Origin of the sequence: Streptomyces inusitatus (genome assembly GCF_014651115.1) — a bacterium.
In the GTDB taxonomy this organism is placed as follows: Bacteria; Actinomycetota; Actinomycetes; order Streptomycetales; family Streptomycetaceae; genus Streptomyces; species Streptomyces amakusaensis.
The window spans coordinates 272,801-286,517 of record NZ_BMWG01000005.1 but is presented as its reverse complement, the minus strand read 5'-3'; the positions used below and the strand labels follow the sequence as shown (position 1 = coordinate 286,517).

The window sequence follows — 13,717 nt, the reverse complement described above, 5'->3', positions numbered from 1 at the left end:
GAAGGCTCGGCTCAGTAACCCTGGCCCGGGTGGGGGCGGTGGTAGGGATCCTGATAGCCGGAGGGGCCCGGAGCGGGCGCGGGGCGCGTGGCGGCCGGGCGCATCGCCTCGTAGCCGGTCGGCACGGGGCGCTGCTGCTGGGGCTGACCCGGGTGCCCCGGCTGGTAGCCGCGCGGCGCGGGCTGCTGCTGCGGGATGTACGGAGCCGCGGCCTGCTGGAGCGGCATCGGCGCGGGAGCCTGCTGCTGATACCCGTAACCGGGCGCGGGCTGATGCGCCGACGGGCCCGCCGGGAGGGCGGGCAGCGCCGATGGGAGCGCCGGCAGATGGCTGTTGCCGTTGTCGTACGCGGAAGGCACTCGGATCGGGGCGATCTGAGGCGTGCCCCGCTCCGCGACGAGGGAGTCGTAGATCGGGGTGTCGGCGAAGGACGGAGCGGAGTAGTAGCCGCCGCCGTAGGTGGAGCGGGGGGAGGTCATGGGACCTAAGGTAAGCCCACGAGTGCCGGTTGGGGAGGCCGGTATGTGGGTTGTTTCGGTGGATGCGCGTACCCATGGATCCCCAAAGCGAGCGAACTCGGGAAAATCGGTCGCTCGACAGGGCAAGGATCCTGTAAAGAGCGAGCTGAGAGCGGGTTACCCGGGGGTCAGCAGCCGTGCCCGGGGCAGGTGAGGACGAGAATGACGTCCGGCGGCCCGGCCGGTCGCCGCCACTCGTGACAGGAGCCAACATGTCCATGTCCAAGGGAGCCAACACCCAGGTGACGGCCCGGAAGGTCCGGCTGGAGCTGGGCCGGGTCGCCGCCCCCGGCGCGCCCGGGGTCGACGCCGTCGCCCTCCTTCTCGCGGCCGACACGGGCAGAGTCCGCTCGGACGCCGACGCGGTCTCCCGCGACCGGCCCGCGCACGCCTCCGGCTCGGTCCGCCACGAGGCCGCGGGGACCGAGACGGACGGACCGGTCGAGGCCGTCACGGTGGACCTCGCCGCCGTCGAGCCCGGCGTCGAGAAGGTCGTGCTCACCGCCGTGCCCCGCGAGGGCGAGCCCAGCGCGCTCTCCTGGCTCCGGCTCCGCCTGGTCGACGCCGAGTCGGGCACGGAGATCGCCGCCTACGACAGCGAGGACGCCACCGTCGAGACGGCCCTCGTCCTCGGCGAGCTGTACCGGCGTCAGGGGGCGTGGAAATTCCGGGCCGTGGGACAGGGCTACAGCTCGGGACCGCAGGGGCTGGCCCAGGACTTCGGCGTCACCGCCGACGCGCTGCGCCTCACCGCCGCCACTGCCACTGCCGCCGTGCCCGCGCCCGCCGCCGTGCCCGCGTCTCCGCCCGCACCCGCTGTGACACCGCCCGCCGCCGCCCCCGCACCGGCGCAGGCCGCCCCGGCCACCCCCGTACGCCTCACCAAAGTCACCCTCACCAAGGAGTCCCCCTCCGTCTCGCTCACCAAGGCGGGCGGCACCTCCGGGGCCATGCGCGTCAACCTCAGCTGGCAGACGCGCTCCCAGCCGAAGAAGGAGGGCTGGGGCGCGAAGCTCACCCGCGCCCTCGGCGCGCCCGCCGCGCTCGACCTCGACCTGTGCGCGCTCTTCGAACTCACCGACGGCCGCAAGGGAGTCGTCCAGGCCCTCGGCAACGCCTTCGGCTCGCTCCAGCAGCCCCCGTACATCCATCTCGACGGCGACGACCGCACCGGCGGCACGTCCGGCGAGAACCTCACCATCAACCTCGACCACCGGGACAGCCTCCGCCGCGTCGTCATCTTCGTCACCGTCTACGAGGGCGCCCGCAGCTTCGCCGACCTCGACGCGACGGTCACCCTCCGGCCCGAGCACGGCACGCCCATCGAGTTCTCGCTGGGCGAGTGCACCGAGCCCTCCACCGTCTGCGCGCTGGCGCTGATCACCAACACCGGCTCGGACCTCGTGGTCCAGCGGGAGGCGCGCTTCCTCGTGCCCGAGCGCGGAGTGAGCCCCCAGCGGACCATGGACCGCGCCTACGGCTGGGGCATGGACTGGACACCGGGCCGCAAGTGACGGTGGCTCCGCCGCCGGTCAGGGCTCCGGCGCGGCCCGGGGGCGCGGATAGACGCGGCCCTTCCAGGCCGCGCCCCGCCCCCGGTGGTGCAGTCGGGCGGAGTCGAGAGTCATCAGCAGATAGAGCAGCGCGATGAACGGCAGCAGCGGAGCCAGCGCCGCGGGCTGCCGGTAGTACCGCAGCATCGGCAGATAGCTCCCCGCCATCACCGCCCAGGCCAGCGCCCCCGCCCCGGCGGCGACCGCGTCACCGCCGAACGCCCCGGCGGCCAGCGCGGCCGGCGGCGTCAGATAGACCAGCGCCAGCCCGGCGACGGTCCCCGCCAGCAGGATCGGACTGTGCCGAAGCTGCGCGTACGCGCTGCGCGACACCATCCGCCACAGATCCGCCAGCCGCGGACAGGGCCGTACGCTCTCCACGCCGTCGGCGAGCCCCAGCCAGATCCGGCCGCCGGAGCGCCGCACCGCGCGGGCCAGCGCCACATCGTCGATCACCGCACACCGGATCGACGCGGGCACGTCGGCGCGCTCGGCCGCCGCGGTGCGCAGCAGGACACAGCCGCCCGCCGCGGCCGCCGTCCGGCCGCCGGGGCGGTTGACCCGGCGGAACGGATAGAGCTGGCCGAAGAAGTACACGAACGCGGGCACCACCAGCCGCTCCCAGCCGCTCACGATCCGCAGCCGCGCCATCTGCGACACCAGGTCCAGACCGCCCGCCAGGGCCGAGGCCACCAGGGCGCGCAGACTGTCCGGGGCATGGGCGATGTCGGCGTCGGTCAGCAGCAGATACTCAGGCCCCCGGGCCCTCGCCAGCGCGATGCCGTGCCGCAGCGCCCACAGCTTCCCGGTCCAGCCAGGCTCCGGCTCGCCGGTCCGGACCACGGTCAGCGGCAGCCCGCCGTGCCGCTCGGCCAGCTCACGGGCGAGTGCCGCCGTGCCGTCGGTGCTGCCGTCGTCCACCAGGAAGATCTCCGCCCGCCCCGGATAGTCCTGCGCGAGCAGCGAGGGCAGCGCGGCGGGCAGTACGGCGGCCTCGTCCCGGGCGGGCACGACGATGGCGACATCCGGCCAGGAGTCCGGTTCCCCATGAGGCGGCAGCCGCTGATCCGTACGCCAGAAGAAGCCGGTCCCCAGCAGCAGCCATCCCCAGGCGGCCAGCGAGACGAGGGCGGTCCACGCGAGGGCGCTCATGCGCCGCAGTCTGCCCCACCGAACGGCTCCGACAAGCCCTGTCGACTATGGTGACCGGGTGAAGATCGCGCTCCTTGACTCCGGAATCGGCCTCCTCGCGGCAGCCGCGGCGGTACGCGGGCTGCGCCCCGACGCCGACCTCCTGCTGTCGTGCGACCCCGACGGGATGCCCTGGGGTCCGCGCACCCCGGCCGATCTGACCGAGCGGGCGCTCGCGGCGGCCCGCGCCGCCGCCGCGCACGAGCCCGACGCGCTGATCGTCGCCTGCAACACCGCCTCCGTGCACGCCCTGCCCGCGCTCCGCGCCGAGCTGGAGCCCTCCGTACCGGTCATCGGCACCGTCCCGGCGATCAAGCCGGCGGCGGCGGGCGGCGGTCCGGTCGCCATCTGGGCGACCCCGGCGACCACCGGCAGCCCGTACCAGCGCGGTCTGATCCGCGAGTTCGCCGACTCGGTCCCGGTGACGGAGGTGCCCTGCCCGGGGCTCGCCGACGCCGTGGAGCAGGCGGACGAGGCCGCGATCGAGCGGGCGGTGGCCGCCGCTGCGGCGCGCACCCCCGCCGATGTAAGGGCCGTCGTCCTGGGCTGCACCCATTACGAACTGGTCGCCGAACGCATCCGCGCCGCCGTCGGGGCGTCCGTGGCGCTCCTCGGCTCCGCCGAACCGGTGGCGGCGCAGGCGCTGCGCCGGATCGGGTCACGGCCCGCGCCGGACGCCGCCGCGACCGGCTCGCTCACCGTGCTCCTCAACGGCCGGGAGTCCGGCCTGCCCGGCCGGGCGACCGCCTACGCCGAGGGCCGCCTCCTCCAGGCCGTGCCCTCCGTCCACTGACCGGCGCGGGCGACTCGTCCGGCACTCGGCGATCGTTCACAGCCCGCCGCCCATTGTGACCCTTTTCACCCGTTTCGCCATCCGTCCGGCAGGCTCGATGCCGACCCGCCGGAAGCTGGGTACGCTGCTCGCATGAGGGACCACCCCCACGACCCGCCGACCGCCGCGGAGCCCGTGCCCGCGGTGTGGACCGGCCGCGCGACCAATCGCCTTCAGTGGCTGCTCGCCATCGCGGGCGTCGCCTGCGTCACGCTCGGCATCGAGCTGGCCGTGAACGGCTCATGGACCTCGGGCATCGTCCCGCTGCTGATGTCCGTGATCGGCTGTGTCGCGGCGGGCCTGCTGATGCTCTACGGCACTCTCGCCTTCGTCCATGTCTCGGTCCGCGTCGACAGCGACGGCGTCGAGGTGCGCTGCGGACACATCGGGCTGCCACGCCGGAGGATTCCGCTCTCCCACGTGGTGGGCGCGGAGTTCGCCCCGCGCGTCACCCCGCGCCAGTGGGGCGGCTGGGGCTACCGCTGGCTCCCCGAGAAGGGCACGGCGGTCGTCGTGCGCCGGGGCGAGGGCCTGATCGTCACCCTGGGCGACGGCAGGACCTTCACCGTCACCGTGGACGACGCCGAGGCGGCCGTACGCGCCATCCGCGACCTCCTCCGCCCCGCCGGCGGGGGCACCGGCGCCCCGGCACAGATCTGAGACCCTCTTCCCGGCCGTCACCCGAACGCGGCAGCGGCGCGGACAACCGGCCACCCGTCCGGCCCGCTCGGGAGGGCCCCCGGCCGCCCACCGTAGACTCCGCAGGGTGAGCGCCACCATCACCGCCGTCGACACCCAGCCCGCCCCCGCCGCGAGCGGCTCGCCACTGCGGCGGCTCATCCGGCCAGGGGCCGCCGCCCTCTCCGGGGTGCTGCTCTTCCTGAGCTTCCCGCCCCGGCCCCTGTGGTGGCTGGCGGTGCCCGCGTTCGCCCTCCTCGCCTGGAGCCTGCACGGCCGCCGGCCGCGCTCCGCCTTCGGCCTCGGATACCTGGCCGGCCTCGGTTTTCTGCTGCCGCTGCTCAGCTGGACCGGCGAGGACGTCGGCCCGGTGCCCTGGATCGCGCTGGCCGCCGTGGAGGCGCTGTTCATCGCGCTCACCGCGCTGGGCATCGCCGTCGTCACCCGGCTCCCCCTCTGGCCGGTCCTCGCCGCCGCCGTCTGGATCCTCGGCGAGGCGGCCCGCGCCCGGTTCCCCTTCGAGGGCTTCCCCTGGGGCAAGGTCGCCTTCGGGCAGGCCGACGGCCTCTTTCTGCCGCTCGCCGCCCTGGGCGGCACCCCCGTGCTCGGGTTCGCCGTGGTCCTGTGCGGTTTCGGGCTGTACGAGACGGTCCGGCGCGGCCTCGAATTCCGGCGCACCCGCGCCCTGCCGCGCGGCCCGCTGGCCGCCGCGCTGCTCAGCCTCCTCGTCCCCGTCACGGCCGCCCTCGCCGCGCTCCCGCTGGTGGACGACTCCGCCGAGGACGGCACCGCGACCGTCGCCGCGATCCAGGGCAATGTGCCGAGGCTGGGGCTCGATTTCAACTCCCAGCGGCGCGCGGTCCTCGACAACCACGCCCGCCGCACCGAGCAGCTCGCCGAGGACGTGGCGGCCGGCCGCGTGGCCAAGCCGGACTTCGTGCTGTGGCCGGAGAACTCCTCCGACCTGGATCCCTACCGCAACCCCGATGCCCGCCAGGTCATCGACGACGCCGTGCGGGCCATCGGCGTCCCCACCGCCGTCGGCGCGGTGCTCACCCCCGAGACCGGCAAGCTCAGCAACACCCTCATCAAGTGGGACCCCGAGCGCGGCCCGGTCGACACCTACCACAAGCGCCATGTGCAGCCCTTCGGCGAGTACATCCCGATGCGCTCGTTCGTACGGCTCTTCAGCTCGGACGTCGACCGGGTGCGCCGCGACTTCGGGCCCGGTGACAAGGTCGGCGTCTTCGATCTGGCCGGCACCAAGGTCGGCCTCGTCACCTGCTACGAGGCGGCCTTCGACGACATGGCCCGGGACACCGTCGAGGCCGGCGCCCAGATGATCTCCGTACCCAGCAACAACGCCACCTTCGGCCGCAGCGAGATGACCTACCAGCAGCTGGCGATGTCCCAGGTGCGGGCGGTCGAGCACGGCCGCTCCGTCGTCGTCCCGGTCACCAGCGGAGTGAGCGCGGTGATCATGCCGGACGGGGAGATCGTCCAGCGGACCCGGATGTTCACCCCGGACGCGCTGGTCGCGGAGGTGCCGCTGCGCTCCTCGCTCACCCCGGCGACCCGGCTCGGCGTGGCTCCCGAGATCGTGCTGATGGCCGTGGCCGCGGGCGGGCTGGGCTGGGTCGCGGTGGGTTCCGCGCGGGCGTGGCGGCGTAAGCGGTCCGCCGCCGGGTAGCTCCCGACTTCCCCGTATTCAGGTCAAATCCGGGCCAGAATTAATCGGTTAGGGTCGCAGCCATGGCAACTCCTGACTTCATCCGGGCCATTCGGGTCACCGCCGGCCATCAACTGCTGTTCCTCCCCGGGGTCAGCGCGGTCGTCTTCAACGAGCGGGGCCAGGTGCTGCTGGACCGGCGCGCCGACAACGGGGCCTGGTCGGTCATCGGCGGCATCGCCGAACCGGGCGAGGAGCCGGCCGTGACCGCCGTGCGCGAGGTGTACGAGGAGACGGCGGTCCACTGTGTCGCCGAGCGGGTGGCGCTGGTCCAGGGCCTGCCCAAGCCCATCACGTACCCCAACGGCGACCAGTGCCAGTACATGGACATCACCTTCCGCTGCCGCGCGATCGGCGGCGAGGCCCGGGTGAACGACGACGAGTCGCTGGAGGTCGGCTGGTTCGACCTGGACGCCCTGCCGGAGCTCAATGAGTTCGCCCGCTTCCGTATCGCGCAGGCCCAGCTGGAGGGCCCCGCCTGGTTCCGGCCCGCCTGACGGCCCTCGAACGCGATTCCCCTATGTCAACCAAGGGTTGACGCACCCTGGTGTGTCAACCTAAGGTTGACGCATGGAGAATTCCGCACGGACAACGAATCCGGTTCGCCTCGACGATCTGATCGAGGCCATCAAGGCGGCCCACTCGGGCGCCCTCGACCAGCTCTCCGGCGCGATCGTCGCGGCCGACCACCTCGGGGAGGTCGCCGACCATGTGATCGGGCACTTCGTGGACCAGGCCAGGCGCTCGGGCGCGTCCTGGAGCGAGATCGGCAAGAGCATGGGGGTCACCCGACAGGCCGCGCAGAAGCGCTTTGTCTCGAAGGACGGCGGGGAGGCCCAGGACCTCGACCCCAGCCAGGGCTTCAGCCGGTTCACCCCGCGCGCCAAGAGCGTGATCATGGCCGCGCAGAACGAGGCCCGGGCGGCCGGCAATGAGCGGATCACCCCGGCGCACCTCGTGCTCGGACTGGTGACCGAGCGCGAGGCCGTGGCCGCCCGGGCGATCCTCGCCCAGGACATCCCACTGGACGCCGTCCGCCGGGCGGCGGCCGAGACGCTCCCCGTCGCCGTCGAGGAGGTGCCGGAGCTGATCCCGTACGACGCGGGCGCACGCAAGGCGCTGGAGCTGACGTACCGCCAGGCCCTGCGGCTGGGGCACAACTACATCGGCACCGAGCACATCCTGCTCGCACTGCTGGAACAGGAGGAAGGTACGGAGGGTACGGGGGTGCTCACCGGCGCCGGTGTCGACAAGGCGGCCGCCGAGGCGTACATCGCGGAGTTCGTGGCGGCCGTTCTCGCCGCTCACAAGAAGGAGAAGGGGCAGGAAGGCGGGGAGTCCTAGCCCGCGAGTGTTCTGGCGGCCCCGGTCCAGGGGTTGACCGAGGCCGCCGGTGCGGGCAGTCCGCAGGGTCGGAGCTGCCCGCGGGGCGGAGCGCCGCGGAGGGTGACGCGAGGAGGAGAAGCGTCGTTCCCCGGACTCCGGTCTAGCCGGCCCACGAGGGCTCGGGGGCCCATGAGGGCTCGCCATGACGGATGTGGCTGGGGGTGTGGCGGGGGAATGAGTGCATGGTGGCGCGCTGCCGACTTTCCTGGTGAGCGTGAGCCGACCGGTGTCCCGTGGGATCCGGCGGTACCAGAGCAGTAAATATATATACCGTCGAGTAAGCAAGGGTATGAAAAATTTCATGCACATCGGTGGACGGAAAACCCCCCGTCCGGCGGTCCCCCGCTCACTCCTCCAGGAAGAAGTTGTGCTGTTCGGCGGCGTGTTCATAGCCTTCGAGCCGGGCCTGGGTGCGCTGCGGATCGGCGTCGGCCATCGCCTGGAGCAGGGCCGCCGACAGCACCCCGGGGGCCGCGTAGGAGTCGAAGACCAGCCGTGACCCGGTGGCGGCGGTCAGCGTCGCGTCGGCCTCGTCCAGCAGCGGACCGAGGGCCGGATCGGTGACCAGGGCGATCTTCAGCCCGGAGGCCCGGGCGGTGCGCATCGCCGCGAGGGTCTCATGGGCGTGCCGGGGCATGGCGAACGCCAGCACCCAGCTCCCGCCGGCCTCCCTGGACTGGAGGAGGGCGTCGTAGGCGACGCTGCCGCCCCGGGTCACGGCCCGTACATCGGGGTGGATCCGGCGGGCCGCGTAGGCGAAGTACTCGGCGAGCGAGGCGGAGATCCGCAGGCCCAGAACGGTCAGCGGCACCGAGCGGGCCAGCTCGCGGCCGATGTCGAGCACCTGGCCGGCGTCGGCGAGCCCCCGGCGCAGCTGCTCCAGATTCTCGATCTCGGCGTCGATCGCTGCCTGGAGCTCGTTGCGGCGGTCCTGGCCGTCCGGGGCGGGGGAGGGCGCGACGGCGGAGAGCGCGATCGGCTGGAGGGCCTCCCGCAGCGCCGGATATCCGCTGAAGCCGACGGAGGCGGCGAAGCGCGTCACCGAGGGCTGGCTGACCCCGACCCGCTCGGCGAGGTCGGTGATCGAGAGGAAGGCCGCCTCGGTGAGATGGTCGGTGATGTACCGGGCGATCCGCCGCTGCCCCGGCGAGAGCCGGTGGCCGCCGAAGAGGGCGAGAACCCTGTCGGTGGGGGCGGGCTCCGCGTCGGGGGACAGCCGTCCCGGGGTGATCGCAGACGCCTGTGCGCGTGCCTGCTGATCTGATGGCACCGGAGTCACTCCTTCTCGTCCCGCTGCCGCTCAACATAGCCCAGGAGCCCGTGAACCGAGCCGCCGGTCGAGCCCGTCGGTCCGCCGTCTCGGATGGCGGACGGGACGGGCGCCGGTGTTCCGTCCCGGGGGGGCAGCCGTGCGGGATCCGCGCCCGACGGAGATGCGCGTGGCGGCGGCCAAGGGGCATGCTGGCTGTGTGACCTGGTACGACGCGGCCGGGCGCACCCCGCCGGGCAAGCCGGGGAAACACGGGGCGGCGCCCGGGACGCGCAGGAGCGGCGGGCGGCCGCCGGGCGAGCTGGAGCTGGTGCTCTCGCAGTCGGTCGTGAGCGCGGTCGAGGCGGTCGGCGGCTTCGCGGGCGGGATCTATCTGCGCTCCCGCACCGAGGGGCTGCTCAGACTGGCCGCGCTCACCGGGCTGCCGCCGGGGCTGTTCCACCCCTGGTGGCGGATGCATGTGAACCGTCCCTTCCCGATCGCAGAGGCCTACCGGCTGGGGCGCGCCGTCCATCTCGCCGACGCAGAGGAGGCCATGCGCCGGTTTCCGCAGCTGATGGCGGGACTGCCGTTCCCGTTCGGTTCGATGTACGCGCCGGTGGCCGCCGGGCGCGAGCGGGCCGGGGTCCTCGCGGTGCTGCGCCGGGCCACGCCCGGACAGCCGATCGAGAACGGCGACCGCCACCGGATGCACAACGCGGCCCGCAGGCTCGGGGCGGCGCTGGGCACGCTCGCGGACCGGGGTGTCGGCGTGGAGTGGGACGCGGATCCGGTCTCCGTCCAGTCGCCCGCCACCAGCACGCCCCCGGTCCGGCTGGGGCGCTTCACCTGGGACCTGGCCACCGGCGAGGTCGCGGCGGACGCGGGGACGCACACGATCCTCGACTCCCCGGCGGGGGAGTTCCCCGGCACCGTCGAGGCCTTCACCGAGGGGCTGGCGGGGGAGGACGTGCTCGGGCTCTGGGCGCTCGCCCGCCAGATCGCGGCCTCGGTCCTGCCGACGACCCGCCGGATCCGGGTCTGCGGCCCCGACGGCCGCCCCTATCTGATCGAGCTGTCCGGCCGCGGGACCGGCCCGTCCGGCGGAAGCGCCGGGCCGCTGAGCGGTTTTGTACTGGATCTGGGATCGGGGCCGGTCACCACCGAGGCCACCGACCGGCTCACCCGCGGCCTGCTCTCCCTCGACCGGCTCGGCAGGATCGTCCATCTCAACCGGAGCGCCGAGACCTCGCTGGGCCTCGGGCGGCCCGAACTGGTCGGCCGGGTGCTGTGGGAGGCGCTCCCCTGGCTCGGACAGCCGCTCTTCGAGGACCACTTCAGGGCCGCCATGATCTCCCACGATCCGGTGGGCTTCACCGCCCGCCGGCCGCCGGACGAATGGCTCTCCTTCTCCCTCCAGCCCGGCCACGACGGTGTCACCGTCGTCCTCGCGCCGGCGGACGGGCCGCCACAGGAGCAGGCCGCCGGGGAGCCGGCGGGCGCCGCCGCCGGGCTGGTCGCCCCGGCGGACCGGGCCTCCGTCCTGTACCGCCCGGTCGCCCTCGCCATCGCGCTGACCGAGGCGGTGACCGCCCGCCAGGTGTCCGCCGTGGTGACCGAGGAGCTGCTGCCGGCCTTCGGCGGCGGCGGTCTGGCGATCTATCTGCTGCACGAGAGACATCTCTTCCTCGCCTGGGAGACCGGCTTCCCGCAGGGCTTCCTGGACCGCTTCGACGGTGTGGCGCTCGACGCGCGGCTGCCCGGCGTCGAGACGCTCACCTCCGGCCGCCCGCTGTTCTACGAGTCGATGCGCCATCTGGCCGCCGCGTACCCCGGGATCCCGCTGGACGCCCATGTGGGCGCGCGGGCCTTTCTGCCGCTGATCGCCTCCGGGCGTCCGGTGGGCTCCTGCATCCTCGGCTTCGACCGGCCGCGCGTCTTCAGCCACGAGGAGCGCACGGTCCTCACCGCGCTCGCCGGGCTGATCGCCCAGGCCCTGGAGCGGGCCCAGCGCTACGACTCCGAGTCCGCCCTGGCCCGGGGGCTCCAGGACGCCCTGCTGCCGCACCGGCTGCCGGTGCTGAGGAACGCGACCACCGTCGGCCGCTATCTCCCCGGCACCCAGGGCATGGACGTCGGCGGCGACTGGTACGACGTCGTGGTGACGGGCGGGGAACTCGCCCTGGTCATCGGGGACGTCCAGGGCCACGGGGTCGCCGCCGCCGCGACGATGGGGCAACTGCGCAGCGCGGTGCGGGCGTTCGCGCTGAGCGGGCACGATCCCCAGGAGGTGATGAGCGGCACCAACCGGCTGCTGATCGACCTGGATCCGGGCCAGTTCGCCAGCTGCTGCTATGTGCTCGTCGACCCGGTGACGGGCCGTACCCAGGCGGTACGGGCGGGGCATCCGCAGCCCCTGCTGCACCATCCGCACGGCCCGACCGAGGTGCTGGACCTGGCGGGCGGCGTCGTCCTGGGCGTCGACCCGGAGGCCCGCTACCCCGTCACCGAACTGCGCCTGGAGCCCGGCGCGGTGCTCGCCCTCTACACCGACGGACTGGTGGAGCGGCCGGGGACCGATATCGACCTCGGGGTCGAACGGCTGCGCGCCGCCCTCGCCGAGTGCGGCTCCATCCCGCTGGCCGAGACCGCCGACCGTCTGATCCGCGAGGCCGTGCACTCCTCCGACCGCCCCGACGACATCGCCCTGCTGCTGGCCTCCCGCTGGGCGTGAGCCGGGGCTTGAGCCGGTGCGTGAGCCCGGGCTTGAGCGTGACCGGCCCCCGCCCGGCGGGAGGGGCGGGTCAGCCTCTGCGCAGGGTCACCTCCCGGTCGTCGGTGTTGAGGATGACGGGGAGCGGGACGAACGAGCGGGAGGCGTCCAGATGGATGAGGGCGGCGGTGCCCCGCGCCTTCCCGGGGGCGAAGCCGACGGCCGGGTCGGTGGTCTCGCGCCAGGTGTGCACCCGGTCGTCGCAGGTGGCCAGCGCGCCGTCGATCTCGGCCCGGGCCTCGCCCTGGGTCGCGTTGGAGCCGATGAGGACCGGCCCCGACCGCAGTGACGAGCACCGGTAGGTGCCGCTGAGGACGAGGGTCCCGTCCTTCGCGATCTGGCCCCTGGGCGCGATGGTGATGGTGTCCGGGGCGAATTGCGCGCCGGCCGACCCGGGAACCAGAGCGGTGGTCAGGGCGGCGGCGATGCAGGCCGCGGAAATGAGCATGGTGCGTCGTGCGTTGATCATGCTCGCCCAACGAGCGAGTGTGCCGAAGGTTTCGTATGTCCATGCGAACGGGTGATGCGCCTTCTATTCTGATTGTCGGCCGGTCGGCGGAAGGAGGTGGTGAAGGGTTCAACCAGGTAATTCGTTCGTTACGGGAGGGTCCGGAAACGCTGGGGCGGGTGTGATGGCGGCATATGCCAACCCCTGTCGAGTTCCCCCCGGTGCTCGCAATTAACCACTGTGGCGGATACTCGGACGAGTGTTTTCTCTCTCACTTGATCGTGAGTAGGGTGTGGTCCCGCTGTTCGGTGATCCACAGTGATCCGGCCTGAATCGGGCTGGCGTGAATGCCTGCGGATGGTGTCGTGTCATCCGGGGGAACGGGGGAGGGGATCGTGCCTGCTGGTTCGTTCGACGGGCAGTACGTGTGGCATCCGGCGGCGGACGACCACGGACTGGCCCGCGCCTGCATCGACGTCCAGGCCGGCCGGTACTTCAGCGCGCAGGAAGTGCTCCGGGAGTGCCGCGACGACTTCGAGGTCCGCGCCCACCGCTCCCTGGTCCTCGCCTCCGAGGCCGCCGACTCCGATCTCGCCGAACGCTGGCTCGGCGAGGACCCCTGTCCCGAGGCGGCCCTGCTCTGGGCGAGGGTGGCGATGCTCAGGGCGCTGCGCGCCGCCGACGGGCACGACCCGCACACCGACACCCTCGTCGACATAGCCAGAGCCGCCTGTGAACGGGCCGCCCGGATGCTCCCCCGCGACCCCACGCCCTGGGTCGCCCAGCTCGCCCTCTCCCGTATCCGCCGCCCCCTCGACCCCGCCCCGCGCGGGCTGCTCACCGCGCCGCCCGGCCCCTGGCGGGTCTTCTCCCGCATCGTCGGACTCGACCCCTGGAACCGGGAGGCGCACCACCGCTTCCTCGCGTTCTTCTTCACCCGGTACGGCGGCACGGCCAGCGCGCGCTGGGACGTCGCCACCTTTCTCAGCCATCGCGCCCCCGCCACCTCGGCGCTGCGGCTGCTCCCGCTCGTCGCCCTCGCCGAGGAGTACGACCCCGCCTCGCTGCTCGCCTACCGCACCTGGCGGCAGCCCCAGTGGGTGGGCACCGCGACCGGCAGCTACACCCATTGGTTTCCCCGGCTCTCGGAGTACCGATTCACCCCCGTCCTCGATCTCTCCTATCTCGCCCATGCCCTTTACATGGGTTCTCGCGAATTGGAGGCGCGTGAAGTCCTCCTGGCCATGGGCCCTTATGCCGCTCGTATGCCATGGAGTGCTTTCGGGGCTCCCGACGAACAACTGACCAAGGCGAGACGCGCATGCGGGTTACCCATTCCCAGCTCTCACTGAGACCCGTC

The 13,717-nt window shown here is 73.2% G+C and carries 12 protein-coding genes; 8 read left to right on the top strand and 4 right to left on the bottom strand.

Annotation, left to right across the window (positions count from 1 at the left end; genetic code table 11):
* Positions 1–11: 11 nt before the first annotated feature.
* On the bottom strand, positions 12–479 hold the full coding sequence (locus IE247_RS12460) for a DUF6643 family protein (protein ID WP_190123091.1): 468 nt from the start codon (positions 477–479) through the stop codon (positions 12–14).
* Positions 480–730: 251 nt separating this feature from the next.
* Here IE247_RS12460 and IE247_RS12455 point away from each other — a divergent pair, with 251 nt between their 5' ends.
* Positions 731–2,032 (top strand): TerD family protein, encoded by a 1,302-nt coding sequence (locus IE247_RS12455; RefSeq protein ID WP_190123090.1) that lies wholly within the window; start codon positions 731–733, stop codon positions 2,030–2,032.
* An 18-nt stretch (positions 2,033–2,050) separates the two neighbouring features.
* Here the strand turns inward: IE247_RS12455 and IE247_RS12450 are convergent, their stop codons facing one another.
* On the bottom strand, positions 2,051–3,223 hold the full coding sequence (locus tag IE247_RS12450; protein WP_190123089.1) for a glycosyltransferase: 1,173 nt from the start codon (positions 3,221–3,223) through the stop codon (positions 2,051–2,053).
* On the opposite strand from IE247_RS12450, the gene IE247_RS12445 reads away from it, so the two are divergent.
* The 5 genes from IE247_RS12445 (at position 3,222) to IE247_RS12425 (ending at position 7,845) form a co-directional block, all read left to right on the top strand.
* Positions 3,222–4,055 (top strand): glutamate racemase, encoded by an 834-nt coding sequence (locus tag IE247_RS12445; RefSeq protein WP_190123088.1) that lies wholly within the window; start codon positions 3,222–3,224, stop codon positions 4,053–4,055. The genes IE247_RS12450 and IE247_RS12445 overlap by 2 nt on opposite strands.
* Before the next feature lie 132 nt (positions 4,056–4,187).
* The gene (locus tag IE247_RS12440; RefSeq protein WP_190123087.1) at positions 4,188–4,754 is read left to right on the top strand and encodes a hypothetical protein; all 567 of its coding nucleotides are present in this window, start codon (positions 4,188–4,190) and stop codon (positions 4,752–4,754) included.
* Between the two features lie 106 nt (positions 4,755–4,860).
* Positions 4,861–6,462: an apolipoprotein N-acyltransferase gene (gene lnt / locus IE247_RS12435; protein ID WP_190123086.1), complete on the top strand. Its 1,602-nt coding sequence runs from the start codon at positions 4,861–4,863 to the stop codon at positions 6,460–6,462.
* A gap of 62 nt (positions 6,463–6,524) precedes the next feature.
* Complete coding sequence (locus IE247_RS12430) at positions 6,525–6,998, top strand: NUDIX hydrolase (protein ID WP_190123085.1); 474 nt, start codon at positions 6,525–6,527, stop codon at positions 6,996–6,998.
* Positions 6,999–7,071: 73 nt separating this feature from the next.
* On the top strand, positions 7,072–7,845 hold the full coding sequence (locus IE247_RS12425) for a Clp protease N-terminal domain-containing protein (RefSeq protein WP_190123084.1): 774 nt from the start codon (positions 7,072–7,074) through the stop codon (positions 7,843–7,845).
* Between the two features lie 388 nt (positions 7,846–8,233).
* Here the strand turns inward: IE247_RS12425 and IE247_RS12420 are convergent, their stop codons facing one another.
* On the bottom strand, positions 8,234–9,157 hold the full coding sequence (locus tag IE247_RS12420; RefSeq protein WP_190123083.1) for a MurR/RpiR family transcriptional regulator: 924 nt from the start codon (positions 9,155–9,157) through the stop codon (positions 8,234–8,236).
* A 199-nt stretch (positions 9,158–9,356) separates the two neighbouring features.
* Between IE247_RS12420 and IE247_RS12415 the strand changes: the two genes are divergently transcribed.
* Entirely contained in the window at positions 9,357–11,870 is a 2,514-nt protein-coding gene (locus tag IE247_RS12415) for a SpoIIE family protein phosphatase (protein ID WP_373305545.1), read from the top strand.
* 70 nt (positions 11,871–11,940) lie between these two features.
* Here IE247_RS12415 and IE247_RS12410 read toward each other — a convergent pair whose 3' ends face one another.
* Complete coding sequence (locus IE247_RS12410; protein WP_190123082.1) at positions 11,941–12,357, bottom strand: DUF6299 family protein; 417 nt, start codon at positions 12,355–12,357, stop codon at positions 11,941–11,943.
* Positions 12,358–12,752: 395 nt separating this feature from the next.
* On the opposite strand from IE247_RS12410, the gene IE247_RS12405 reads away from it, so the two are divergent.
* Positions 12,753–13,709 (top strand): hypothetical protein, encoded by a 957-nt coding sequence (locus tag IE247_RS12405; RefSeq protein WP_190123081.1) that lies wholly within the window; start codon positions 12,753–12,755, stop codon positions 13,707–13,709.
* Positions 13,710–13,717 lie beyond the last annotated feature (8 nt).